This window comes from Bacillus sp. FSL K6-0994 (assembly GCF_038630815.1).
Taxonomy (GTDB): domain Bacteria; phylum Bacillota; class Bacilli; order Bacillales; family Bacillaceae; genus Bacillus; species Bacillus safensis.
This window is the reverse complement of the sequence record NZ_CP152043.1, coordinates 1328958-1352568: the sequence shown is the minus strand read 5'-3', so window position 1 is coordinate 1352568 and position 23611 is coordinate 1328958. Positions and strand designations below refer to the sequence as shown.

25 protein-coding genes are annotated in these 23611 nt (G+C 40.8%); 7 read left to right on the top strand and 18 right to left on the bottom strand.

Translation table 11 applies throughout. From position 1 onward, the window contains the following. Positions 1-3: 3 nt before the first annotated feature. The 6 genes from MHB69_RS06935 to MHB69_RS06910 all read right to left on the bottom strand — a co-directional run bounded on the left by MHB69_RS06935 (position 4) and on the right by MHB69_RS06910 (position 4233). Positions 4-300, bottom strand: a complete 297-nt coding sequence (locus tag MHB69_RS06935) for a zf-HC2 domain-containing protein (RefSeq protein WP_061109793.1) — start codon at positions 298-300, stop codon at positions 4-6. Next, positions 297-815 (bottom strand): sigma-70 family RNA polymerase sigma factor, encoded by a 519-nt coding sequence (locus MHB69_RS06930; RefSeq protein WP_252050405.1) that lies wholly within the window; start codon positions 813-815, stop codon positions 297-299. The genes MHB69_RS06935 and MHB69_RS06930 overlap by 4 nt, the downstream gene beginning before the upstream one ends. Continuing rightward, positions 815-1078 carry a hypothetical protein gene (locus tag MHB69_RS06925; protein WP_252050404.1) on the bottom strand — a complete coding sequence of 88 codons (264 nt, stop codon included), beginning with the start codon at positions 1076-1078 and terminating at the stop codon, positions 815-817. Before MHB69_RS06925 ends, MHB69_RS06930 begins: the two co-directional genes overlap by 1 nt. Continuing rightward, the gene (locus tag MHB69_RS06920; protein WP_342496107.1) at positions 1068-2993 is read right to left on the bottom strand and encodes a hypothetical protein; all 1926 of its coding nucleotides are present in this window, start codon (positions 2991-2993) and stop codon (positions 1068-1070) included. Before MHB69_RS06920 ends, MHB69_RS06925 begins: the two co-directional genes overlap by 11 nt. 111 nt (positions 2994-3104) lie before the next feature. Then, on the bottom strand, positions 3105-3911 hold the full coding sequence (locus tag MHB69_RS06915) for an inositol monophosphatase family protein (protein ID WP_024426895.1): 807 nt from the start codon (positions 3909-3911) through the stop codon (positions 3105-3107). Between the two features lie 133 nt (positions 3912-4044). After that, positions 4045-4233: a hypothetical protein gene (locus tag MHB69_RS06910; protein ID WP_024424761.1), complete on the bottom strand. Its 189-nt coding sequence runs from the start codon at positions 4231-4233 to the stop codon at positions 4045-4047. 286 nt (positions 4234-4519) lie between these two features. Here MHB69_RS06910 and MHB69_RS06905 point away from each other — a divergent pair, with 286 nt between their 5' ends. Continuing rightward, complete coding sequence (locus MHB69_RS06905; RefSeq protein WP_024426894.1) at positions 4520-5155, top strand: DUF1054 domain-containing protein; 636 nt, start codon at positions 4520-4522, stop codon at positions 5153-5155. A gap of 27 nt (positions 5156-5182) precedes the next feature. On the opposite strand, the gene MHB69_RS06900 is transcribed toward MHB69_RS06905, so the two are convergent. Beyond that, the gene (locus MHB69_RS06900; protein ID WP_342496106.1) at positions 5183-5452 is read right to left on the bottom strand and encodes a UPF0223 family protein; all 270 of its coding nucleotides are present in this window, start codon (positions 5450-5452) and stop codon (positions 5183-5185) included. Between the two features lie 190 nt (positions 5453-5642). Between MHB69_RS06900 and MHB69_RS06895 the strand changes: the two genes are divergently transcribed. Further along, on the top strand, positions 5643-7115 hold the full coding sequence (locus MHB69_RS06895; RefSeq protein WP_340889211.1) for an aminotransferase class I/II-fold pyridoxal phosphate-dependent enzyme: 1473 nt from the start codon (positions 5643-5645) through the stop codon (positions 7113-7115). 43 nt (positions 7116-7158) lie between these two features. Here the strand turns inward: MHB69_RS06895 and MHB69_RS06890 are convergent, their stop codons facing one another. After that, complete coding sequence (locus MHB69_RS06890) at positions 7159-7278, bottom strand: GapA-binding peptide SR1P (protein WP_003212464.1); 120 nt, start codon at positions 7276-7278, stop codon at positions 7159-7161. 320 nt (positions 7279-7598) lie between these two features. Between MHB69_RS06890 and MHB69_RS06885 the strand changes: the two genes are divergently transcribed. Beyond that, positions 7599-7979 (top strand): hypothetical protein, encoded by a 381-nt coding sequence (locus tag MHB69_RS06885; protein ID WP_227001729.1) that lies wholly within the window; start codon positions 7599-7601, stop codon positions 7977-7979. Between the two features lie 326 nt (positions 7980-8305). On the opposite strand, the gene lpdA is transcribed toward MHB69_RS06885, so the two are convergent. The 5 genes from lpdA to MHB69_RS06860 form a co-directional block, all read right to left on the bottom strand. Beyond that, positions 8306-9718, bottom strand: coding sequence for a dihydrolipoyl dehydrogenase (gene lpdA / locus MHB69_RS06880; protein ID WP_024426892.1), 1413 nt, complete (start codon positions 9716-9718; stop codon positions 8306-8308). Positions 9719-9722: 4 nt separating this feature from the next. Beyond that, positions 9723-11063, bottom strand: a complete 1341-nt coding sequence (locus MHB69_RS06875) for a dihydrolipoamide acetyltransferase family protein (protein ID WP_024426891.1) — start codon at positions 11061-11063, stop codon at positions 9723-9725. Between the two features lie 107 nt (positions 11064-11170). Then, positions 11171-12148, bottom strand: a complete 978-nt coding sequence (gene pdhB / locus MHB69_RS06870) for a pyruvate dehydrogenase complex E1 component subunit beta (protein ID WP_012009824.1) — start codon at positions 12146-12148, stop codon at positions 11171-11173. Between the two features lie 3 nt (positions 12149-12151). Then, positions 12152-13267 carry a pyruvate dehydrogenase (acetyl-transferring) E1 component subunit alpha gene (gene pdhA / locus MHB69_RS06865; RefSeq protein ID WP_024424754.1) on the bottom strand — a complete coding sequence of 372 codons (1116 nt, stop codon included), beginning with the start codon at positions 13265-13267 and terminating at the stop codon, positions 12152-12154. 410 nt (positions 13268-13677) lie between these two features. Beyond that, positions 13678-14346, bottom strand: coding sequence for a YkyA family protein (locus tag MHB69_RS06860; protein ID WP_034281630.1), 669 nt, complete (start codon positions 14344-14346; stop codon positions 13678-13680). A 233-nt stretch (positions 14347-14579) separates the two neighbouring features. Between MHB69_RS06860 and MHB69_RS06855 the strand changes: the two genes are divergently transcribed. Continuing rightward, positions 14580-14768 (top strand): YjcZ family sporulation protein, encoded by a 189-nt coding sequence (locus MHB69_RS06855; RefSeq protein ID WP_034281949.1) that lies wholly within the window; start codon positions 14580-14582, stop codon positions 14766-14768. A gap of 111 nt (positions 14769-14879) precedes the next feature. Beyond that, the gene (gene def / locus MHB69_RS06850; protein ID WP_034281628.1) at positions 14880-15437 is read left to right on the top strand and encodes a peptide deformylase; all 558 of its coding nucleotides are present in this window, start codon (positions 14880-14882) and stop codon (positions 15435-15437) included. A 38-nt stretch (positions 15438-15475) separates the two neighbouring features. Here the strand turns inward: def and MHB69_RS06845 are convergent, their stop codons facing one another. Next, the gene (locus MHB69_RS06845; protein WP_340889206.1) at positions 15476-16255 is read right to left on the bottom strand and encodes a Cof-type HAD-IIB family hydrolase; all 780 of its coding nucleotides are present in this window, start codon (positions 16253-16255) and stop codon (positions 15476-15478) included. A gap of 397 nt (positions 16256-16652) precedes the next feature. Between MHB69_RS06845 and MHB69_RS06840 the strand changes: the two genes are divergently transcribed. Together MHB69_RS06840 and rnjA are read left to right on the top strand one after the other, a co-directional pair. After that, complete coding sequence (locus MHB69_RS06840; protein WP_008345114.1) at positions 16653-16862, top strand: DNA-directed RNA polymerase subunit epsilon; 210 nt, start codon at positions 16653-16655, stop codon at positions 16860-16862. 5 nt (positions 16863-16867) lie between these two features. Continuing rightward, entirely contained in the window at positions 16868-18535 is a 1668-nt protein-coding gene (rnjA, locus tag MHB69_RS06835) for a ribonuclease J1 (RefSeq protein ID WP_012009818.1), read from the top strand. 92 nt (positions 18536-18627) lie between these two features. On the opposite strand, the gene ade is transcribed toward rnjA, so the two are convergent. The 4 genes from ade to MHB69_RS06815 form a co-directional block, all read right to left on the bottom strand. Further along, the gene (gene ade, locus MHB69_RS06830; protein ID WP_342496105.1) at positions 18628-20358 is read right to left on the bottom strand and encodes an adenine deaminase; all 1731 of its coding nucleotides are present in this window, start codon (positions 20356-20358) and stop codon (positions 18628-18630) included. Between the two features lie 262 nt (positions 20359-20620). Then, positions 20621-21289, bottom strand: a complete 669-nt coding sequence (locus tag MHB69_RS06825) for a TrkA family potassium uptake protein (protein WP_008345123.1) — start codon at positions 21287-21289, stop codon at positions 20621-20623. A 37-nt stretch (positions 21290-21326) separates the two neighbouring features. After that, a complete protein-coding gene (locus MHB69_RS06820) occupies positions 21327-22163 on the bottom strand; it encodes a gamma-glutamylcyclotransferase family protein (RefSeq protein ID WP_070325777.1) in 837 nt (278 codons plus the stop codon). A 4-nt stretch (positions 22164-22167) separates the two neighbouring features. Continuing rightward, the gene (locus MHB69_RS06815; protein WP_111927327.1) at positions 22168-23478 is read right to left on the bottom strand and encodes an ATP-binding protein; all 1311 of its coding nucleotides are present in this window, start codon (positions 23476-23478) and stop codon (positions 22168-22170) included. Positions 23479-23611 lie beyond the last annotated feature (133 nt).

The following is a 23611-nucleotide window of genomic DNA, read 5'->3' as shown; positions in this document are numbered from 1 at the left end:
TTTTTATTTCAGCCAATAAAGAATGATCATCATGACGTACCCTATACCAAACGCGATACTTGCTCGATAAAGCAGCTTACCATAGTAGCGCTTTTCAAATTTTCTTTTTTCTTCCTTTTCATCTATATATGGCACGAGATCAGGAGCCTGTATAAGAGTTATTGGCTCTTTCATTTCGTGATAAAGGTGACGGCAGCTTTCGCAGGATTGTATGTGCTCTGCAACAATTTTATTTGTTTCTGCACTTGTGTCTCCCTCTATATAAAGTGGTAACAATTCTTCAATCAAATAACAGCTCATTTATTGAACTCCTCACAATGTAGCATTCGCTTCAGCTCTAATCTCGCTCGATGAAGGGTTGTTTTGACTTTAGATAAAGTCCAATTCAAAATTTCAGCTACTTCTTCATATGATAATTCTTGAATATCTCTTAAAATGAGGACATCTCGATATGAATCCTTCAACTGATGAATATGATGCCACAGCCTTTCTATGTCAGCTTGTGTTTCGATGTAATCTTCTGGTGTTGTGAACGACTGCTGCTCTAAGAAATCCATTTCTTCTACGTTCGTAAAAGTCCATTTTATTTTTCGGCGATAGTCATTCACAAATGTGTGATACGCAATGGTATAAAGCCATGTTTTCATACTAGAATGTCCCTTAAAGGAGGACAACCCATGCAGTGCCTTCATAAATACGTCTTGCGCAAGGTCCTTGGCCGTTTCCATATTTCCCGTCCGGCGATATAAATATTTGGTGATTTCCTGAAAATATTCTTTATAGATTTTTTCAATTTGGTCGGCTGGTCTGGACATCAAAAATAAAACCACACAGTCATCCAAATGGATAAAACGATAAAAAAGAAGTATAACGAGTAAATAAACCCTTTCATGCGTTTTAACTCGTCATAGTCATTATGGCTTTCCATCGACGCTGAAGACTGCTTTCTTCCCGCGGCCGTATGCTGAAATTGCTGTTTGTGTGCCTTCATCCAGCTATTTGCCTCGGCTCCTAGTTCCCCTTCTTGATACAGTTCATATAAGTCTTGAAAGATGGCTTGTTTTTCTTTATCTGTCAAAACGATGCACCTCTTTTGTTCGTCCATTCACTTCATAGATTTTATGCTCACTTGATCCGAAGGTTTGTATAATGACAAGCCATGAAATGTCGATATTCCCTTCTTTGTCGATCATCCTCACAGGTTTTATTTGTTTTTTATAGATCGTATATGCTTTATACCTTTTAAGTACTTGCTGATAGACTTCATTACGATCTTGATTAGATACTCCGTGCGGGATAGAAGAAGCTGCTTGCACTCTCAACTCAATTCCATCATCCCCTTTAAACAGATTGACGACATGAGAGGAGCGTTTAAATATATATTGTTTACTTTCACTAGTGCCTGTTACTTTTCTTACGTCTTTTGGCTTTTTCCCTATAATTTTTAACAAATCTTCATCGCTGACGTTCTCTTTTTTCTGTTGAAGAAGTGATTTTGACAACTTGAAGCTGATGATATCTTTTGTTGAGCCATTAAACAAAAACTCAGATTGATCTTTTGTTGTGACTCTCACTTCATGCTGCCAATCCAAATAAAAATCATTGATGCCTGTGATTTGATAAGCTGGCAGCTTTAGGTTTAAATGTTTATAAATACTGTTGATCCTGTTTTTTATCTCCATTTCTGTTAAACGGATGCCGTCTATATCCTTTAATTGAAAGATAGCGTTTTCGTATTGCGCTTGTCGAAGCGTCCCTTTTTTCCAGGTGGCAAACGCTAAACTGTCCTCTTCATTCTGAGACATTTTTGGCAGAAGAAGAACGTCCGTCTCTCCGTCCTCTTTTTTTACAGCTAATTGAATGCGCTGTAGATCAATTGACCGCCCGCTTCTTTCGAAAAATTCAATGGTTTTTTTCTTATATTCTTTATCGGTCAGTTCCTTCCCCTCTACACGACCTCGATAAGAATACCCGCTTAAATCGCCTGTAAACGCAGAAATATTCACTTCATACTGATCATCTGCAAACACGTAATGATAAGGGATAGGCTGATGACTAGCATTTAAATAAAGCGATTGATCCTCTGGTACAAATTTTGAAGCGAATGCTTTTGCACTTACTGCTGATAAAGGGCGATATTCTTCTGAAAAAGTATCTACCAGTTCCGTTTTGGTGAATTGGAACATGGTATGAGGAATATTGACAATCGGGTTGAGTAATAGCAGAAAAAAGACAGCTATACAACCAGCGCCCCACTGCCTTAATTTCACCTTGTCCCGTAGTAAAGCAGATAACAAATCAATCGTCATAAAGCTTCCTGCCGCTGCTACTAAAATGACAATCGATTTAAATGTAGATTGAAGCTCATACTTCGAAATAGAAGGATAAAATATATAAAGCAAGGCTGCGAAAATCAAGATATAAAACAAAAGCAATTCCTTCCACTTCCAATGCCAAAACAAGCGAAAGAAAAGGTGGAGCAGCAAAGCGGCAAAGCAAGCCATAGCCAAAATGGTGATCATATCTCTCCATATTAGCCCCGTATCACTGCTAAGAAAGAACTTTTTGCTTTCAGCAAACACAATAAACACTGTTTGACATAAAGGCAGAAGTAATACAGATAAATCAAAAGCAAAGAACATACCTTTATTTTTTAAATAAGAAAGAGTAATCACATAGTACAGTGATGCAAGCAAGACGTACCCATAAATGAGAAATTGCATGAAATCTGTCAGCACTTCAAATGTTTCGATCGTATACTGTCTAGACAGGACTTGGTGGATCATTTCAACTGTCATCCCGCCTAATAGCACTACTCTTAATATGATACCAGCATAGAATACATAACTACTCCTCTTTTCTTTCCATATGGGGAGTGTCACGAAAAGGACAAATAGTCCAAGTACACACCATTGAATGATGTGGATACTGTACTCATTTAAAATATAATACCTTTCAAAATGGAGCGATAAATCACTAAACAAATCAAACATTGATACACAATCCTTTACATGAAATTAAGGCCTCATTCGTATAGACATCCGCCTTACCAAAAAGTTTCAGGAAAAACAAAAAATCACTTCATTCTCATGAAGTGATGTCGTTTATTTTTTATTTCCGCTTCCTTTTATGTAATCATGCAAGATTTTTTCACAAATGGATCGATTTCCAGCCACTATGCTGTTTTTGTCTAGGAACGTAAGACGTTCTCCGTGAATATTTGAGTAAACGGCCCCTACTTCATCAAGCAGCACGCAGCCCGCTGCATAATCCCACGGTGCAAGCCTTAAGGTGACATATGCGTCACTTCTGCCGCTTGCAATATAAGCAAGCTCAAGGGCAGCTGATCCAATCGTTCGTGTCCCTCTCACGTCACGCACTAGACGGGCAAATGGTTTGGCGTCAAAATAAGGACTTTCAATCGCCCATGTCGGATTAATACCCACAATGGCTTTTTCAATCTCCACATCTTTTAATGGAGGGAGCAGGATATCGTTCATATAGGCTCCTTCTCCTTTAATGGCATGGTAGAGCTCGTCATGAATGACGTCATAAATAAGACCGATTTTCCCCACACCATTTTCAAATATCCCGATTGAAATGGCAAAATTGCGTTTTTGATGGACAAAGTTCATTGTGCCATCGATCGGATCAATAATCCACACAATCCCATCAAGTGAGGTCACCTCTTCCCCTTGTCCCTCTTCTCCTAAAATGTGATGATCTGAAAATGTCGACTGTATTTTTTCAATAAAAAAACGTTCTGTTTCTTTATCGATATTCGTGACTAGATCATTTGGATTTGATTTTGTTTCAATTGATAGACCTTCCTGCATGGACGCTTTAATACGGCTCCCTGCTTCTTTTACCCAGAGCTTTGCAAGACGGTCAATTTCCACCCAGTTTGTCATCAGATTGTAAACCTCTTTTCTATGTAGGACCTATTTGTAATAGCATACTGATATTATGTACGTAAAAGCAAGAAAAAAGCAGCTTCATACAAAAACGAACCGATGAATTGGTTCGTTTTTACCTCACCCTGTTTTACCCTTGAAGCTGCTCCCATTCTTTTCTTAGGCGCTCAAGCTTTCGTTTGCTGCGTTCGATTTGGATGTCATCTTTTTGTTCGATGGCTTCATGAAGCGTAGAAAGCTCATAATCAACCTCTAATCTCCACACAGCGATGCGATTTTTCTTCTCCTGTCTATACCCCTGCTTCACGATTTGCTTCATTGGTCAACGCCCCTTCCAGAGAATGATTCATTCCTTGTCAGTTTTCATTGATAAAAATTCAATCGATAAGAGAAATGGTTCTTGCTTATATCGTATGAAGCGATCGCATAACCGCAACGACATTCTGAAAATTGTGTCTTTACCTATTAATGATGTACCACATAATGAAAGGTTTTAAACGCTGCACCACGCCCTTTACAATCTTTTATCTGACGGTGCATCTTTTTTTGAGCTTGACCCAAGCTATGATAAAATATGATCAGCGAAAAGATACAGGAGGCATAACATGAGTGAAATGCGTTTTAGAGATGAAGATTTTGAAACATTCACAGTTGATGGTTTAGATGAACGAATGACTGTATTAAAAGAAAGAGTCCGGCCAAAGCTTGAGGCACTTGGCGAACATTTTGCACCACTTCTTTCTTCTATTACAGGAGACGAAATGTTTGTACACGTCGCAAAGCATGCTAGAAGATCTGTCAACCCGCCAAATGATACTTGGGTTGCTTTTGCAAACAGTAAGCGCGGATATAAAAAGCTCCCTCATTTTCAAATTGGGCTTTGGAAAACACATGTCTTTGTCTGGTTTGCGCTCATTTATGAATCTCCAGTGAAAGGTGAGTACGGCCAGCTATTTGAAAAAGAGCTAGACACCATCCAGCAGAAAATACCGCAAGATTTTGTTTGGTCTAAAGATCATATGAAACCAGATGTCATGCGGCACAGCGAATTAGATTCCGAACAGCTGAAAACGCTTTTTGAACGTGTTCAAACAGTCAAGAAAGCCGAGCTTCTATGCGGCATCCAGCTGCCTAGAGAGGAAGTCGTTCAAATGAATAATGAAGAATTCCTATCGAAAATCGAAAATGCCTTCCGCACGCTGACGTATCTATACCGCTTCACACAAAAAGAATCTGTATAAAAAAACGAGCCCTTATAGGCTCGTTTTTTACATGCGTATAACGGCTGTCTCTTCTGCCTCTCTTGCGGCTTTCACTGCACGATAAGGGGAATACCCGCTTCCCTTTTCAAAAGCCGCAGAATGCGTTTTTTCCTCTGCTTTTGATGGCACAACCTCTTTAAATCGTTTATAAGCATCTAATAACTCCTGCTTCGCAATTCCTTTTTCATAGGCTTTTTCAACAGCCTGAAAAAATGAAATGACCGCAATTTTTTCCTCTGTCGTCCAGTCGACATCCATTGGATATTGATATTCCATTTACTTGTCCCTCACTTTAACACTCATTTCTCATTTGAACTTTTATTATAGCATCTGTTTGATCAGAAACCGATTGATTTTATGCTTTACATTCCGATCAGTTCATAATATAATTCTTTTGTTTTATGCAATGAAATCTGCTGTAATTGGCACAATAATAGCAGGTATTTCGATGAAGGTGGGAAAGCAATTGTCACAACATGATACACCCTTATATACTGGACTAAAAAAACACGCAGCAACGAATCCAGTCCAATTTCACATTCCAGGCCATAAAAAAGGAGCCGGAATGGATCCTGAATTTAGAGCATTCATTGGCGACAATGCATTAAGCATTGACCTCATTAATATAGAACCTCTCGATGATTTACATTCACCTCGAGGGATGATAAAAGAAGCACAGGAGCTTGCTGCTGAAGCCTTCGGTGCTGATCATACGTTTTTCTCCATTCAAGGAACAAGCGGGGCCATCATGACAATGGTGATGACAGTATGCGGACCTGGAGATAAAATTATCGTTCCGCGTAATGTCCATAAATCAATTATGTCCGCGATTGTATTTTCTGGCGCAGTTCCTGTTTTTATTCACCCAGAAATAGACAAAGAACTTGGCATCTCTCACGGGATTACACCTGAATCAGCCAAAAAGGCGCTCACTGAGCATCCAGATGCGAAAGGTTTGCTTGTCATTAATCCAACGTATTTTGGTATTTCAGCAGACTTAAAATCAATCGTAGACATTGCCCATTCATTTGATGTGCCTGTCCTTGTCGATGAAGCACACGGTGTGCATATACATTTTCATGATGAGCTTCCCCTCTCTGCCATGCAGGCAGGTGCCGACATGGCAGCAACAAGTGTCCATAAACTTGGCGGCTCTCTTACGCAGAGCTCTATTTTAAATATGAAGGAAGGGCTTGTTTCAAAAGACCGCGTGCAATCGATTTTGAGTATGCTGACGACAACGTCCACTTCTTATTTGCTCTTAGCGTCACTTGATGTCGCTCGAAAACGATTAGCCACTGAAGGTAAGGCACTTGCAGATGAAGCCATTCGTTTGGCTGAATCAGCGAGAGACCGTTTGAATCAAATTGACGGCATTACCTGCATTGGCAAGGAAGTACTCGGTTCAGCTTCCACTTACGATTATGACCCAACGAAATTAATTATCTCTATTAAAGACCTTGGGTTAAACGGACATGATGTCGAAAAGTGGCTGAGAGAAAGTTACCGAATTGAAGTAGAGCTCTCTGACCTGTACAACATTTTATGTATCGTCACCCCTGGCGATTCAGATGAGACAATTGATACGCTCGTGACGGCGATGCAGGAAATTGCCGCAGCCTCTACTCGTGAGGGCGGCAAACAAGCGGTAACGGAAGTGCTGCTGCCTGAGATTCCATCGCTTGCTATGACGCCGCGTGACGCCTTTTACGCTACAACGGAAATCGTTCCGTTTAAGGAAGCAGTCGGCCGCATTATCGCAGAGTTTGTGATGGTGTATCCGCCAGGTATTCCGATTTTTATACCAGGTGAAATTATCACAGAAGAAAATATATCGTATATCTTTAAAAATATTGAAATTGGTCTCCCTGTCCAAGGACCTGAAGATTCAACGCTTGAAATGATCCGTGTGATTAAGGAACAAAAACCCATTTTATAAAAAAGAAACATGCAGCCCCAAATGGAGCTGCATGCTTTTTTATTTATTCAGAGGCTTCATCACAGCAATGACAGTGACCGCACGTTCCGTATAGCGTTGTCACTTTTTCATTTTCAAACTGATCAATGGTTTCATTGCAATCTTGACAAATAATTGTACCCACGTACATTCCCCTTTTCTTCATTCATAGTTTGAAAGCGTTTGATCTATTTCTTATTTCTATAATATGATGTCACATTTAAGTTGTCAACGGTTAATTGTATGACACATTTAATCATTTTTTATAAATATGTGCTTTTTTCTCATCATATTGAGGGAACGTTTCATTTGTATTTTGCTTCATATCAATTCTGTAACAATTGAGTAACAATCGAAAATTGTCAAAAGGGACATGATACACTAGAGTGACTAACAGGGAACAAGCTCCTAAAAATGTTGGGACAACCCCAAATGATTGATTTTGAGGTGAATAGATTGAATTTTATGAGGACACTTCTCATTATATTCCCCATGCTCTTTGTACTTAGTTCATGCTCATTTGCGTATATCATACCGAATCAGACCGACCAAGTCCGTCATATTCAAAAACCGAGAATTCTCTTTTTTACTGATGCAGAAAACCTTGATAAAGAAAGCCCATATTATGATGCAGTCCTTGAATTAAAAAATGAATACCCTAAGGAAATGTCAAAAATGATTGTGAAAGAAGATCGTAAAGGCTGGAAAAATGAAGTGGACGAATTACCGGCTATTTTACTTGTCAATGATGAAAAAGTGATCGTGAAGGTGGAAGGAAATGTCCGCAGTAAACAGGAGATCTTATCGCCTTTATGTCATGCTTTAGACCGCGTCAATACAAACTAATGATATTTACCTTACACTTATATATATCCATATGAAAAAACCCCTCATCTCATGAGGGGTTTCAAATTGTTGACAAAGGGCTAAAATGATCTTTATTTTAGCTCTTTGTCTTTTTTTCAGCGTGATAGAAAACCTTTGAAGTCTAGGAAGGACGAGCACAGGCGCGGAGCGAATTTGACATTCGTGAGCACCAGCGCGCAGGACTGACAAAGAATGCGAGGGTTTGTCTACACGCTGAAACCCCTCACCTCATGAGGGGTTTTTCATATGGTGTTCAGGGCACCAAAAAAACCCTCTCCATCAAGGAGAGGGCTTCATAGGTTTCATTATTTTACGATGTGGATTGGGCTTCCGATTGCTACTTCAGCCGTTTCCATTGTAATTTCACCTAATGTTGGGTGAGCGTGAATTGTCATAGCGATATCTTCAGCAGTCACTCCAGCTTCGATTGCAAGGCTAAGCTCTGAAATCATATCAGAAGCGCCAACACCTGCGATTTGAGCACCGATCACTAGACCATCCTCTTTACGAGTGATCATTTTCATGAAGCCATCAGTTGCATCAAGAGAAAGTGCACGTCCGTTCGCTGCGAATGGGAATTTCGCTGCAACGATTTCGATACCTTCTGCTTTTGCTTCTGCTTCAGTGTATCCAACAGTTGCAAGTTCTGGCTCAGAGAATACAACAGCAGGAATACCAAGGTAATCAATTTCAGCTGGCTCTCCAGCGATTGCTTCAGCTGCAATTTTACCTTCGTAAGAAGCTTTGTGAGCAAGTGGTGGTCCATCAACGATGTCACCAATTGCATAGATGTTAGATACGCTTGTACGGCATTGTTTGTCTGTTTTGACAACTCCGCGGTCAGTCAATTCAACACCAACTTGCTCAAGACCAAGCTCATCAGTGTTTGGACGACGACCAACAGTCACAAGTACGTAATCAGCATCAACTGTTTTTTCTTCGCCTTTTACTTCGAACGTAACAGTGACACCATCAGATTTTTCTTCAACGCCTTTTGCAAGAGCGTTTGTATGGATTTCAACGTTTCCTTTTTTCTTCAGGTTACGTTTAACCAATGAGCTCATTTGCTTTTCGAAACCTGGAAGGATTTCGTCTCCACCTTCAAGGATCACAACTTCTGTTCCAAAGTTTGCATAAGCAGTACCAAGCTCAGTACCGATGTATCCACCACCGATGACAACTAACTTTTTAGGTACTTCTTTAAGCGCTAAAGCACCAGTTGAGTTGATCACGCGGTCTGTGTATTTAAAAGTAGGCAATTCAATTGGACGAGATCCAGTTGCAAGAATTGCATTTTTGAACGTATAAGTCTGTGCTGAATTATCATCCATTACACGTACAGAGTTGCTGTCTACGAAATAAGCTTCACCTTTGACGATGTCTACTTTATTTCCTTTAAGAAGACCTTGAACTCCACCTGTTAACTTATTAACAACAGAAGCTTTCCACTCTTGAACTTTTGTGAAATCAACTGTTACGTTTTCAGCTTTGATACCCATGTCTTCAGAATGCTTAGCATTTTCGAAACGATGGCCAGCATTGATTAATGCTTTTGAAGGGATACAGCCAACGTTTAGACATACACCGCCAAGTGTTCCTTTTTCAACGATTGTTACTTTTTGTCCAAGCTGTGCAGCACGAATAGCAGCTACATATCCACCAGGACCTGCACCGATGACAAGAGTATCTGTTTCGATTGGGAAATCTCCTACTACCATGACATTACGCCTCCATTAAAATTAATTGTGGATCATTCAATAAACGCTTGATGTGGTTAAGGGCATTTTGCGCAGTAGCTCCGTCAATCATACGGTGGTCAAAGCTTAGGGAAAGAGCTAAGACAGGAGCTGCAACGATTTCGCCATCACGAACAACCGCTTTTTCAGCGATACGTCCAATACCAAGGATCGCTACTTCTGGGTGGTTGATGACTGGAGTAAACCATTGTCCACCAGCAGAACCGATGTTTGTGATTGTGCAAGATGCACCTTTCATTTCAGCTGGAGCCAATTTACCATCACGTGCTTTTGTTGCAAGCTCATTGATTTCGTTAGAAACTTCGAAAATCGCTTTGCGATCTGCATTTTTCACAACTGGAACTAGCAAGCCTTTTTCAGTGTCAGCTGCAATTCCGATGTTGTAGTAATGCTTTTGAACAACTTCATCCGTTTTATCATCGATAGAAGTGTTAAGTACTGGGTACTTTTTCAAAGCAGAAGTTAGAGCTTTTACAACGTAAGGCAAGTAAGTTAACTTGATTCCTTGATCAGCTGCAACTTGTTTGAATTGTTTACGATGTGCAACAAGGTTTGTTACATCAACTTCATCCATTAATGTTACGTGAGGAGCTGTATGCTTAGAGTTCACCATTGCTTTTGCGATTGCTTTGCGGATTCCGCTCATTTTCTCGCGAGTTTCTGGGAATTCTCCTTCAAGAACTGGAGCTGCTGCCGCTTTAGGAGCTGCTTCTTCTTTCGCACTTTCAGCTGCTTGAGGTGCTGCTTCTTGAGCTGCAGAACCACCATTAACGAAGCTGTCGATATCTTCTTTTAACACACGGCCGTTTTTACCAGAACCTGCAACTTTGTAAATTTCAACGCCTTTTTCACGAGCATATTTACGTACAGATGGCATAGCGATCACGCGTTTGTTTGGATCAGCGTCTACTTGCTCTTGTGCGCCTGCACCAGTTGCTGCTGCCGCTTCTTCTTGTGCTACTTCTTTCTTCTCTGGCTCGTTACCAGCTTCAGCAGTACCTTGTACTTGAGCTTCAGTTTTTGCTTCGCCTTCTTCTTCGCTGCCTTTAAATTGAAGATTTTCGTAACCAGGTGCATCAAACGTAATGATTGTTTGTCCTACAGTTGCAACTGTTCCCTCTTCAACTTTTAATTCTAATACTTTTCCTTTAACAGGTGAAGGAATTTCTACAACTGCTTTATCATTTTGTACCTCTGCTAAAACGTCATCTTCATTGATTTCGTCGTTTGGTTTAACAAACCACTTAACGATCTCACCTTCGTGGATACCTTCTCCGATGTCCGGAAGTTTAAATTCAAATGCCACTATTTTTCGCCTCCTAGATTTTGTTGAACCCTTGTTGTGTATATTTACACGGTCATGTAATTGATAAAGGGGAAGAGAAATAAATTCTTTTCCCCTCTGTCATTTAATTAAAATTCAAGAACTTTCTTCGCTGTTTCAAGTACATCTTTATGGTTTGGAAGCCATACGCTCTCAGCTTGAGAGAAAGCAAATACAGTATCAGGTGCAGCTACACGAAGTACTGGTGCTTCCAAGCTAAGGATCGCTCTGTCATTGATTTCAGCTACTACGTTTGCAGCAATACCAGCTTGTTTTTGTGCTTCTTGAACAACGATCGCACGGCCTGTTTTTTCAACAGAAGCGATGATTGTTTCAATATCAAGCGGGCTTACTGTACGAAGGTCGATAACCTCAGCAGAAACGCCTTCTTTTTCTAGCTCTTCAGCAGCTTTTAGTGATTCGTGAACCATTGCACCGTAAGTGATGATTGAAAGGTCAGAACCTTCACGTTTCACGTCAGCTTTACCGATTTCAATTGTGTACTCTTCTTCAGGAACTTCCTGACGGAAAGAACGATAAAGTTTCATATGCTCAAGGAACACTACAGGATCGTTGTCACGAATTGCAGAAATTAAAAGTCCTTTTGCATCGTAAGGTGTTGAAGGAATAACAACCTTGATACCAGGCTGTTGTGCGATAAGTCCTTCTAAACTGTCAGCGTGAAGCTCAGGTGTGTGAACTCCCCCGCCGAATGGAGAACGGATTGTCACTGGGGAATGCCAGCGTCCGCCAGAACGGTAACGCATACGAGCCATTTGTCCAGAAACAGAATCTAATACTTCGTAAACGAATCCGAAGAATTGAATTTCCATTACCGGGCGGAATTCTTGTAGTCCAAGGCCAATAGCAAGACCGCCAATACCAGATTCAGCAAGTGGAGTATCGAATACACGATCCTCACCAAACTCTTTTTGCAATCCTTCAGTCGCACGGAATACGCCGCCGTTTTTACCAACGTCTTCTCCGAAAACGAGAACGTTTTCGTCATTTTTCAGTTCTGTGCGTAACGCATCAGTGATCGCTTGAATCATTGTCATTTGCGCCATGGCTTACTTCGACTCCTTCTGTTTGTAAATTTCAAGCTGTTCAACTAAGTTGAATGGTTTTACATCGTACATGTTTTCAATCAAGTCAGTGACTTTTTGCTTAGGCTGTTCGTCAGCTTCTTTGATCGCTTGTTTGATTTGTTCTTTTGCATCTTCGATCACTTTATTCTCTTCTTCTTCAGACCATAGGCCTTTGTTTTCCAAGAATTTGCGGTAGCGTACCAATGGATCTTTTTGCTCCCACTCGTTTTCATCTTCTTTTGTACGATATCTTGTTGGATCGTCACCAGCCATTGTATGTGGGCCGTAACGGAATGTAAGAGTTTCGATTAATGTTGGACCTTCACCATTTACAGCGCGCTCACGAGCTTCAGCAGTTGCTGCATAAACAGCTAATGCATCCATCCCGTCAACTTGTACGCCTACGATACCAGCTGCAGCTGCTTTTTGTGCAATTGTTTGTGCAGCAGACTGCTTTTCAACAGGTGTAGAGATCGCATATCTGTTGTTTTGGACAACAAAAATCGCTGGCGCTTTGTAAGCCCCTGCAAAGTTAATACCTTCGTAGAAATCACCTTGTGAAGCTCCACCGTCACCAGTGTAAGTGATTGCAACAGCTTTTTTACCGCGCTTTTTCAAACCAAGAGCTACACCAGCAGCTTGAATGATTTGAGCACCGATAATGATTTGCGGTGAAAGTGCATTCACATCTTCAGGCATTTGGTTACCAACAAAGTGTCCGCGAGAGAACAAGAATGCTTTTGTTAGCGGAAGACCATGCCAGATTAATTGTGGTACATCACGATATCCTGGAAGAATGAAATCTTCTTTCTCAAGTGCAAAGTGAGTTGCAAGCTGAGAAGCCTCTTGTCCAGCTGTTGGCGCATAGAAGCCAAGACGTCCTTGACGGTTCAATGAAATTGAACGTTGATCTAATACTCGTGTAAACACCATACGGCGCATTAATTCTTTTAATTGGTCATCTGAAAGATCCGGCATTGCCGCTTCGTTTACGACTTCGCCTTTTTCGTTTAAAATTTGAAACGTTTCAAACTGCTTTTTGATGGCATCAAATTGCTTTTTGCTATCAACAATTGCTTTTTTTGTTTTTGCAGCCATTCTAAAGTCACCTCTTCCTTTCTTTTAACAGTCCATTTGTCGTGAATCCATTTATACATACAGATATAGGATAACCCAAAATACTCATATGACTCCTGTATATAATAGCCACTAAGATCGTTGTCGAAACATTGGTTGATCACTCGTTTTTGAGTCCTTATAACTGTATTAACGATAGTTCACAAAAAACTAATACAACTTCTGTTAACAAGGAATAGTTTACAACAAGAAAAATAGTCCGTCAATTGATTTAACGGCTTTATTTAAATAAATGTATTCGCTTTACTTTTTATGGTGAACTGTATCAATCTGTTTAACAAACAACCTAATCTGTACTAGTATAGAGTGTACTGCTGTACTACAATAGAAAATGTTTGTTTTTGTCGAAAAATAAAAAAAGAGCTGTTTTTTCAGCTCTTTTTCGATCCTTGATCTGTTGCTTTATACAAAGCCTTTTTATGATCATTCAATTGATCTGTATATCGATTGAACTTCTTACTTTCTTTTCTGACTTTGCTATATGAACGATTCACGGTCTTCAGCTTTGACTTCAGCTCTTCATATCCTAGATCCTTTTTCTTTAAAGATTGATACAAAAGCTGATCTTGTTTCAGCGCCTTTTGATACTCCTTGTAAAGCTGATCATATGACGCATATCGTTTCTCGATTGATTTGACCGTTTGATCTGCTTTCTCTTTTAACTCCGCATCTTGCAATCGTGCAGCAGATTCCTTTACTGTTTTCAATTCTTTTTTCGATTCATCCATACTGACTTTTTCTGTTTTTAAATGTTCTTCTCTTTGTGCTGCCGATGCTAACGCCTGATCAGAAAGGCTTGCCACTGTTTTTGTATGGTCCTTTGTTGTTTGAATCATTTTTTTATACAGCTTCTGCTCTTTTTCCTCATAGCTTTGCAGTGTACCTTGCTCTTTTTCGAAGGATGCTTCTTTTTCACTCATTTTCTTCATCGCGTCCTGCATATCATTGAACGGACTTTGACCTCCGCACCCTGTCAGCAAAAGGGTACATATCCCCGCTAAAGCAGCACCTGCTTTCATGCTTTTTTTCATCTGTCTCATGACAAGGTCCCCCTTTACGTCTCCACATACCACTATAATTTTTATAGACGTTTGTGACAAGGAAAGAGGTCAGTCAGATGAGGCGGAGAAGATTTTTTTCAAGCAATAGGCGCATGACTATACAAATAGTGCATTCATACATAGTTTATATTACACGCTTCGCCTTCACTTATGAGAGGCCAAGTGTATTTCCAAAGGAGGTCAAAAGTATGTCTAATTATAGTCATGGAAGTATGTATGGTGGATACGGCGGTTACGGGTATGGATTCGGTGGCGGATATGGCGGCGGCTGTTGTTACCCAAGTTATGGCGGTGGATACGGATACGGCGGCGGACGTACATTCGCTTTAATCGTTGTGCTTTTCATCCTATTAATTATCGTTGGCGCAGCATTCTTAGGCGGCGGCGGTGGCTGCTGCTAAGGCTGTTTAAGCCTCTGACCGGTCTCACAGGACCGGTCTTCTTTATTTCATTGCATATGTTGTGTATCATTTTATATACTTTACATACAAAGGAAATAGGAGTGAAGTTTTGTGATTACCATGGATGATATCGTAAGGGACGGACATCCCGTCTTAAGACAAACAGCTGAATCGGTCGAGCTCCCGCCGACAGAAGAGGAAAAACAGCAATTAGCTGACATGATCGAATTCGTCAAAAACAGTCAGGATGCTGACATTGCTGAAAAATACGGACTAAGACCCGGCGTTGGATTGGCAGCTCCGCAAATCAATATTAGTAAACGCATGATCGCTGTTCACTGTGAGGATGAAGACGGAGAAGAATACAGCTATGCTCTGTTCAACCCGCGTATTGTCAGTCATTCAGTCAAAAGAGCTTATTTAGCGACTGGTGAAGGCTGCTTATCAGTTGATGAAGCCATCCCTGGATTTGTTCCTCGATATCAAAAAATCAGGGTCAAGGCCACTACGCTTGAAGGAGAGGACATTGATATCCGTCTAAAAGGGTTCCCTGCCATTGTCTTTCAGCACGAAATTGACCATTTAAATGGCATTATGTTTTATGATCATATTCAAAAGGATCAGCCATTCGCTGAGCCAGAAAACTCTGTTGCGATCGGCAGATCATGACATAAAAAGAAGACCCGTCGTTCTAAGGGTCTTCTTTTTTATTCTTCAATGAGGCCAAGCTGGGTCACTGCATGGAATATGCCGTCCTCATCTACTGGCTTTGTCACAAAATCAGCCAATGCTTTCAGTTCACTCACAGCATTTCCCATCGCCACGCCTGTTCCAGCAAACGAAATCATTTCTCTATCGTTCAGTCCGTCTCCAAAGGCAATGGTATCCTTTTGATCGTAAGGAAGTCTTTCGATGACTCGTTTGATTCCTTCAGCTTTTGATCCGCCTTTTGGCAGAACGTCTGTTGACAGCTCATGCCATCTGACAAGGTCAATTTCTTCGCGGAATGCCTTATACTCCACTTCCTCTTCTGCCTTACAAAATAACAGCATTTGAAAAATGTCGTTTTCTTTAAAGAAAGATACATCGTGCTCAGGATGCTCTGTTTTCAAAGTACCGATTCCTTCATGGATAAACGGATGATTCGGCACAGACGCCTTCATCGTTTCTTCTCCCATAAAAACGAGCGGATGATCATGACGATCCGCTGTCTCATAAATCCGCTCCATCAGCTCCTGCTTCAGCGGATTGCCGTAAATAACGTCTCCCTCATACATGATATACTGACCGTTATAAGCAATGAATGAGTCAAGCCCTAATTCTTCTAAAATGGGCCGGATCAGAAAAGGAGAACGCCCAGATGCAATAAAGAGATGATGACCTTTTTCTTTTAATAAATGAACCGCTCGCTTCGTTGACTCAGGTATATTTTTATCATGGTCATATAAAGTACCGTCGATATCAAAGAAGATGACTTTTTTATTCATATCTCGCCCTCCTGCTCTTCGTTATGTATACACACTCCCTTTCATCATACAGAAAGATTTCAGCTTTCGAAACCAATTCCTTTTGAAAGCGCCTATTTCCCACATATAACCATGTAACATTCAATAGAAACATCATATAATACAAGTATATAGAGAGACCGGAACACACTGGTTAAGCTTACTTCAACCCGAAAGGAGGCGGCATGTGATGCTTCGTCGTCTGCGTAAGAAAATTCGAAGACAATGGAAGGACATGCTTCGCAAAAAATCAATTGCTTAAAAGGATCTTCCGCACATTTGCCGAAGGTCCTTTTTTCTCAGAGACTTTTCTTATGCGCGTTTTTTTAATATAATAGAATAAGCGAGTGTAACATACGGTATTTAAGGAGAGATTTGGATGATATATAAGGTATTTTTTCAGGCAAGTACTACTGAGGTACCTGTAAGAGAACACACAGATTCACTATACGTTGAAGCGGTTTCTGAAAGAGACGTACGCGATAAGTTGAAAAAACATAACTACAACATTGAATTCATTCAGCCTGTAGACGGTGCTTTTTTAGACTATGAACGAGAAAGTGAAAATTTTAAAGTATTGGAGCTATGAGAGGAATGAAATTTGTTAAAAACGATCAGGCGGCAGTTTTTGCGCTCGGCGGTTTAGGCGAGATCGGTAAAAACACGTATGGCGTTCAATTTCAAGATGAAATCATTTTAATTGATGCAGGCATTAAGTTTCCTGAAGACGAGCTTCTTGGAATTGACTACGTCATCCCTGACTATACGTACTTAGTTAAAAACGAAGATAAAATCAAAGGTCTTTTCATCACTCATGGACATGAAGACCACATCGGCGGTATCCCTTACCTTCTCAAGCAAGTGAATATTCCAGTTTACGGCGGCAAACTCGCAATCGGCCTACTTCGTAATAAATTGGAAGAGCACGGTCTCTTGAGACAAACAAAACTTCATATTTTTGAAGAAGAAGATACCATTAAATTTAGAAAAACAGCTGTGTCTTTCTTTAGAACGACACACAGTATTCCAGATTCTTATGGAATTGTCGTCAAGACACCTCCTGGTAACATCGTACATACAGGTGATTTCAAATTTGACTTTACTCCTGTTGGCGAGCCTGCCAATTTAACCAAAATGGCTGAGATCGGAAAAGAAGGCGTTCTTTGTCTTTTATCTGATAGTACAAACAGTGAAATCCCAGAATTTACGATGTCTGAAAGACGCGTAGGTGAAAGCATTGATGACATCTTTAGAAAAGTCGATGGACGTATCATCTTTGCCACGTTTGCTTCAAACATTCACAGACTTCAGCAAGTGATTGAGTCTGCTGTTGCCAACGGCAGAAAAGTCGCTGTATTTGGACGCAGTATGGAGTCTGCTATTGATATTGGACAAGATCTTGGCTATATTAAATGTCCAAAAAACACGTTTATTGAACATAATGAAATCAACCGCCTTCCAGCAAACAAAGTGACCATTCTTTGTACTGGAAGCCAGGGTGAACCGATGGCAGCTCTTTCTCGTATTGCGAACGGTACTCACCGCCAGATTTCCATTAACCCTGGAGACACTGTTGTCTTCTCATCTTCACCGATCCCAGGTAACAATATTAGTGTAAGCCGCACCATTAACCAGCTTTATCGTGCAGGTGCTGAGGTCATTCATGGCTCCCTTAATAATATTCATACATCTGGTCACGGCGGACAAGAAGAACAAAAACTCATGCTCCGTTTAATTAAACCAAAATTCTTTATGCCGATTCACGGTGAATACCGCATGCAAAAAACGCATATCAAACTTGCGAATGATTGCGGCATCCCTGAGGAAAACTGCTTTATCATGGATAACGGTGAAGTTCTTGCACTGAAAGGTGACGAAGCAAGTGTCGCTGGCAAAATCCCATCAGGCAACGTGTATATCGACGGAAGCGGTATTGGCGATATCGGAAACATCGTTTTAAGAGACCGCCGCATTCTTTCTGAAGAGGGCCTTGTTATTGTGGTCGTCAGCATGGACATGAAAGAATTCAAAATCTCTGCTGGTCCTGATTTGATCTCAAGAGGTTTTGTCTACATGAGAGAATCTGGAGACCTGATCAACGATGCACAGGATTTAATTTCGAAGCATCTTGAAAAAGTAATGGAACGTAAGACAACTCAGTGGTCTGAAATTAAGAACGAAATTACTGACACCCTTGCACCTTTCCTTTATGAAAAAACAAGACGCCGTCCAATGATCTTACCGATTATTATGGAAGTGTAATCACAAAAAGAGACACAAGCCGCTTGGCTGTGTCTCTTTTTTTCACCGTTCATTGAAAAAACCGCATATATACATATGCGGTTTCTCTCTTTTTATGATTGAATTGGGAGATGCTGAAAGCTTCTGACATCAAACAAACCTTTTGTCGTCATTTTCACATCAGGAATGACTGGGAGTGCCAAGAAGGACAGCGTCAAAAACGGATTAAAGTCTAAAATAAAACCTGTTTCTTTTAACGCTTCATGGAGTGCATGAAGGCTTTCATTTACAAGATGTGCCGGCTGATCTGAAAGTAAACCAGAGATCGGTAATGGCAGTGTATGAAGAGTCTGGCCCTCTTTGACAACAGTCAAACCGCCGCCTGCTTCTTTTAACGCGTCAATGGCTTTCACGATATCAGCATCATTTGTGCCAACCGCAATTAAATTGTGAGAATCATGTGCAACCGTTGTTGCAATTGCGCCCTTTTCTAATCCAAAGCCGTTGACAATCCCTATCCCCATTTCAGATAAGCCTTGATGGCGTTCGACAAGCACCATTTTTAATAGATCTCTTTCTGTATCACTAGTGAATTGTCCGTTCGTTTCTGAAGGAGAGATTTGTTCTAATTTTGTTTCTAGCTGATTTGGAATAATGCGGATGACATTCATCTTTTGATGAGCTGTGATAGACAGAGCCAGATCTTGCTCTTGAACGTCTATAGCATGAACAGATTGTAATAAGGCTGGACTCGGTGCAATTTTTTCGACACCTGGCTTGTACTCTCCATGCTGCGCCACTAATTCTCCAGCAATAAATACGCTGGTAATGTCTACTTGATGAAGATCAGAGACGAGCATAAAATCAGCATCAAAGCCTGGCGCAATGGCTCCCTTTGTTTTGAGGCCAAAACACTCTGCTGCGTTTAAACTTCCCATTTGATACGCTAAAAATGGGTCTAACCCTTCTTTTATAGACATACGTACTTGTTCATCAATACTTCCTTCAGCCATTAAATCATCTAAATGTTTATCATCGGTACAAAAGAAAAAGCGTCTCGCATTCTTTTCATTCACAGCTGGTAAAACGCTTTTCACGTTTTTGGCAACAGAGCCTTCTCTCAGCATGACATACATGCCTCGTTTTACACGTTCAAGGGCTTCTTCGGCTGTTGTCACCTCGTGATCTGTTTGGACATTCGCTGTGCGGTAAACGTTTATTAATCGGTCTGTTAAGCCTGCTAGATGGCCATCAATCAATTTATTCTCGTTTTGAGCATCAAGCAGCTTTTGAAGCATATCTTCTTCTGCCTGCTCCACACCGACGTAATCCATCACCTCAGCAAGACCAAGAACCTCTTTCTCTTGATACAAAGGCTTTAAATCTTTCGCTTTTAAAACAGCACCTGATCGTTCAAAACTGACTGCCGGTACGCAGGATGGCAGCATGAAATAAATATTTAAGGCAGCTTTTCTCGCTTCTTCCAGCATAAAACGGATGCCTGTGATCCCTGACACATTGGCAATTTCATGCGGGTCTGTTACGACAGTTGTCACACCGCACGGGACGACAGCTTTGGAGAATTCAGCAGGGGTAACCATAGAGGACTCGATATGAACGTGGCCATCAATAAAACCGGGTACAAGCATTTGACCTGCTGCATCCAGCTCCTGTTCTCCCTCGTACTCTCCAATCCCTACTATTTGTCCATTTTCAACAGCGACATCAGCGTCTATCCATTCCTGGTTAAACACGTCCATAACTTTCGCATGTTTAATCACTAGGGCTGCTTTTTTTCTCTTTGCAGCTACCTCAATTTGATGTCTGAAAAGCTCCTTATCCAACGACACTGCCTCCTCCAAGTAAACAATATAATGTTTCTTATCGTAAACGAATCTGTTTGCCCAGTCAATGACATTTAGAGAAAATCACCCAGATAAAAAGACTGATTTTTATTTCTGAATAGTGATAATTGCATGAAAAATATAATGAATGACTTTAGCTGTTTATGCAGAACAAAACAGCCCTTTTAAATGTCTTCTTCCCTCTTCACTGTCCACCTCATGTGTACATAATCATATTAAAAAACACCCCGCCTAGGAGTGTTTAATAATCGTTCTGCATTTCTCGTTTTTCAAAACGTCCGATATCGGCAACTGCCCCAATGACAATCAGAATATCTTCTTTTTGAATCATTTCATCTGCGAGCGGTGAAACAATCACTTCTTTTCCACGCTTAATCGCCACAATATTAATGCCATATCTCGCTCTAATATCGAGATCTAAAAGAGAATGCCCTGCAAGCCTGCTGTTGGCAACGATTTCAATGAGGCTGTACTCATCTGACAGCTCAAGATAATCTAATACGTTATTGGAGATGATTTTATGTGCAATTCGTCTGCCCATGTCCCGCTCTGGATGAACGATGCGATCAGCTCCAATTTTATTTAACACCTTTTCGTGGTAATCGTTCTGCGCTTTTACTGTGACCATTTTGACGCCAAGCTCTTTCAGCATAATCGTCGTTAAAATACTGGCCTGAATGTTTTCACCAATCGCAACGATGACATGATCAAAATTGCGAATGCCGAGATTTTTTAAAACAGATTCGTCCGTCGAATCACCAATCACCGCATGTGAGGCAATTTTCGCGTATTCGTTCACTCGATCTTCATTCATATCCATGGCCATGACTTCAAGTCCTTCTTCGCTCAGCGCCTTGCAAATACTTCCGCCAAAGCGTCCAAGACCAATGACTGCATATTCCTTTTTCATGTTCAGACTCCTTTTATCTCACTTACCATGCATTTTACTACGGTTTGATTAATGAATCCATATGCGAGCGAATTTTTTTGCGGAATGCTTCACTTAAGTAAAGATCTGCTCCTTTTTCAATTTCACTGCGGTAATGACCTGGCGGAGCAATTTCTTCGCTCTTTTGAAGAACAAGAAAGGTTAAACAGTCTTCATATATTTGATCACCTATTTTGACATCGACAAAAGCTGGACGATATGTGCCCTCATAGACGCCTTCTCGTTTGTACAAATATCGAATGGCATCAAAAGGAACCTCATATAAAACACCCTCTGTTTCTCCGCCGTCTTCTACCATATCGGCTCTTGATCCATCAGGCCTTACCAATGTAAATCTAGTTGTAAAGCCGTTCAGAGCACCGCCGCCGATGATTTGTTTAAAATAATGATCAACTTCCGCCAGTTTAAATCTTGCATCATCCATACAGGAACCATAGGCAAAATAATAGAAGGATGCCGGCTGCTGCTGCCACATTCTATATTCCTTCCAGCAGCCGCTCTCGATCTCCTTCAGCGATGATGCTTTCTGCTTTGGTAAAGTGTATGTAACAGCCGCCACCGGCCCTTTGTCTGTCATGACATCGACCACCTGCTTGTCATACCCTTCCTCAAGCAAATCTATCTTATTCAGCGTGCTTGCGGTTACCTCGTACAATTCTCCATATACTGTGCTTTTCTCTTTTAGAACGCACGCAGGGTATCCTTGACCTGTATCATAGATTCTGCCGCTGATCCAAGCAGATTTAGCTAATGGCCTGCTTTCTTTCATATACGTCTCGTGGTGCTCTTCATGCTGCAGAAGCGTCCCATATACAAATAAAGCTTTCTCCTTCATGAAATCACGTCCTCTCGCCTTGCTGGTGTCTGCTTTTTTGCCACACAGGTAAATAGATATGAAAAGCTGTACCTTTTCCCAGCTCACTGACCACATCCATCCTACCGTGATGATCTTTTAAAATCGCTGCACAGATGGTGAGGCCAAGTCCCGTCCCTTCTGTTTTTGTGGAGAAGAAAGGATCATATATTTTCTGAATATCCTCTTCAGACATCCCTTTTCCTTCATCTTGAATGGTAATTTTCCATTCGTTCATCACTTTTTCTGTTGATATGTATATACTGCCGCCTTCAGGCATTGCCTCAATGGCATTTTTGATTAAATTAATGAACAGCTGCTTCATTTGGTTAGCGTCTGCTAATATAGCGCCGGCATCCTGCTTTTTAAATGGCTGTTTGAGATCAATATTCGAAAGGACTGCATTGGTTTTTAGCAATGTAATCACCTGTTCTAACAGTCCATGAAGCTGAACTTCTTGAAAATGGACCGACTGCGGCTTTGCCAGCACCAGCAGCTCACTTAAAACAAAATCAATCCGTTTAATTTCAGAAAAGATAATGTCAAAATAATCGGTTCTTTCAGGATATTGTGTTTTCATCAGCTGTAAAAAGCCGTTTACTGAGGTCAGCGGATTTCTGACTTCATGGGCGATTCCAGCGGCTATTTGTCCTGCAACGGCCAGCTTTTGCGCCTGCATTTGCACTTGTTGATTTGATTTTTCAAGCTCAAGCTTTGCCAGCTTTTGTTTTGTAATATCTGCAACTGTTCCAATACCTCCAGTAAACTGGTGCTCCTCATCAAAGTAGAGCTTATAATGAACGTCTCCCCATACTTTCTTTCCCTCTTTATGAAGAAGCTGCAGCTCGATCCGCCCTGAATCTTTATGCTCTTTGATGACAGATGACAAATGCTGAATAACTCTTTCTTCTTGATCAAAGTACTGATTGTACATCGTACCTAGACATTCATCTATGTCATAGCCGGTCATTTGTTTCCATGCTTGATTTAAGAAAATGATGTGCCCTTTTTCATCTGTTTCAAAGACAATTTCTTGCAAGTTATCTGTAATTCGATTCAGCCGCTCTGTCAGTTCGTGTGCTTCTTTTTCTCTCTTATTTAGATCTGACACAAGTAAATTCAAGCGGTCTACATATCCTGAGACAACCCAGATCCCTACTAACACAACGACTGTAAAGGCTAGATCGAGCGGCCAATTAATTTGATAGCCGCCTACATAATAAAAGAAATCCCAGCTTATGATTAAGATAAATGTAAGAACAGATAACACGATCCGAACTTGATATGTTTTGTTCAAATGATTCCACCTGCCGCCCTGAGATTCTTTGTCAATTGTACCATTTTCCACTTATTTTTTGAGGGAGATGGGGCATTTTTAAGGAACTTTTTTAAAGAAAAAATAGCCTGTTCTCAGCACAAAGGAAGAGAGC

Bases quoted from the DNA above. Each gene is read 5' to 3' on its own strand.
- MHB69_RS06935 (WP_061109793.1), bottom strand. From the start codon at position 300: ATGAGCTGTTATTTGATTGAAGAATTGTTACCACTTTATATAGAGGGA.
- MHB69_RS06930 (WP_252050405.1), bottom strand. From the start codon at position 815: ATGTCCAGACCAGCCGACCAAATTGAAAAAATCTATAAAGAATATTTT.
- MHB69_RS06920 (WP_342496107.1), bottom strand. From the start codon at position 2,993: ATGTTTGATTTGTTTAGTGATTTATCGCTCCATTTTGAAAGGTATTAT.
- MHB69_RS06915 (WP_024426895.1), bottom strand. From the start codon at position 3,911: ATGACAAACTGGGTGGAAATTGACCGTCTTGCAAAGCTCTGGGTAAAA.
- MHB69_RS06910 (WP_024424761.1), bottom strand. From the start codon at position 4,233: ATGAAGCAAATCGTGAAGCAGGGGTATAGACAGGAGAAGAAAAATCGC.
- MHB69_RS06905 (WP_024426894.1), top strand. From the start codon at position 4,520: ATGAGTGAAATGCGTTTTAGAGATGAAGATTTTGAAACATTCACAGTT.
- MHB69_RS06900 (WP_342496106.1), bottom strand. From the start codon at position 5,452: ATGGAATATCAATATCCAATGGATGTCGACTGGACGACAGAGGAAAAA.
- MHB69_RS06885 (WP_227001729.1), top strand. From the start codon at position 7,599: ATGAGGACACTTCTCATTATATTCCCCATGCTCTTTGTACTTAGTTCA.
- lpdA (WP_024426892.1), bottom strand. From the start codon at position 9,718: ATGGTAGTAGGAGATTTCCCAATCGAAACAGATACTCTTGTCATCGGT.
- pdhB (WP_012009824.1), bottom strand. From the start codon at position 12,148: ATGGCGCAAATGACAATGATTCAAGCGATCACTGATGCGTTACGCACA.
- pdhA (WP_024424754.1), bottom strand. From the start codon at position 13,267: ATGGCTGCAAAAACAAAAAAAGCAATTGTTGATAGCAAAAAGCAATTT.
- MHB69_RS06860 (WP_034281630.1), bottom strand. From the start codon at position 14,346: ATGAGACAGATGAAAAAAAGCATGAAAGCAGGTGCTGCTTTAGCGGGG.
- MHB69_RS06855 (WP_034281949.1), top strand. From the start codon at position 14,580: ATGTATGGTGGATACGGCGGTTACGGGTATGGATTCGGTGGCGGATAT.
- MHB69_RS06845 (WP_340889206.1), bottom strand. From the start codon at position 16,255: ATGAATAAAAAAGTCATCTTCTTTGATATCGACGGTACTTTATATGAC.
- MHB69_RS06840 (WP_008345114.1), top strand. From the start codon at position 16,653: ATGATATATAAGGTATTTTTTCAGGCAAGTACTACTGAGGTACCTGTA.
- rnjA (WP_012009818.1), top strand. From the start codon at position 16,868: ATGAAATTTGTTAAAAACGATCAGGCGGCAGTTTTTGCGCTCGGCGGT.
- MHB69_RS06825 (WP_008345123.1), bottom strand. From the start codon at position 21,289: ATGAAAAAGGAATATGCAGTCATTGGTCTTGGACGCTTTGGCGGAAGT.
- MHB69_RS06820 (WP_070325777.1), bottom strand. From the start codon at position 22,163: ATGAAGGAGAAAGCTTTATTTGTATATGGGACGCTTCTGCAGCATGAA.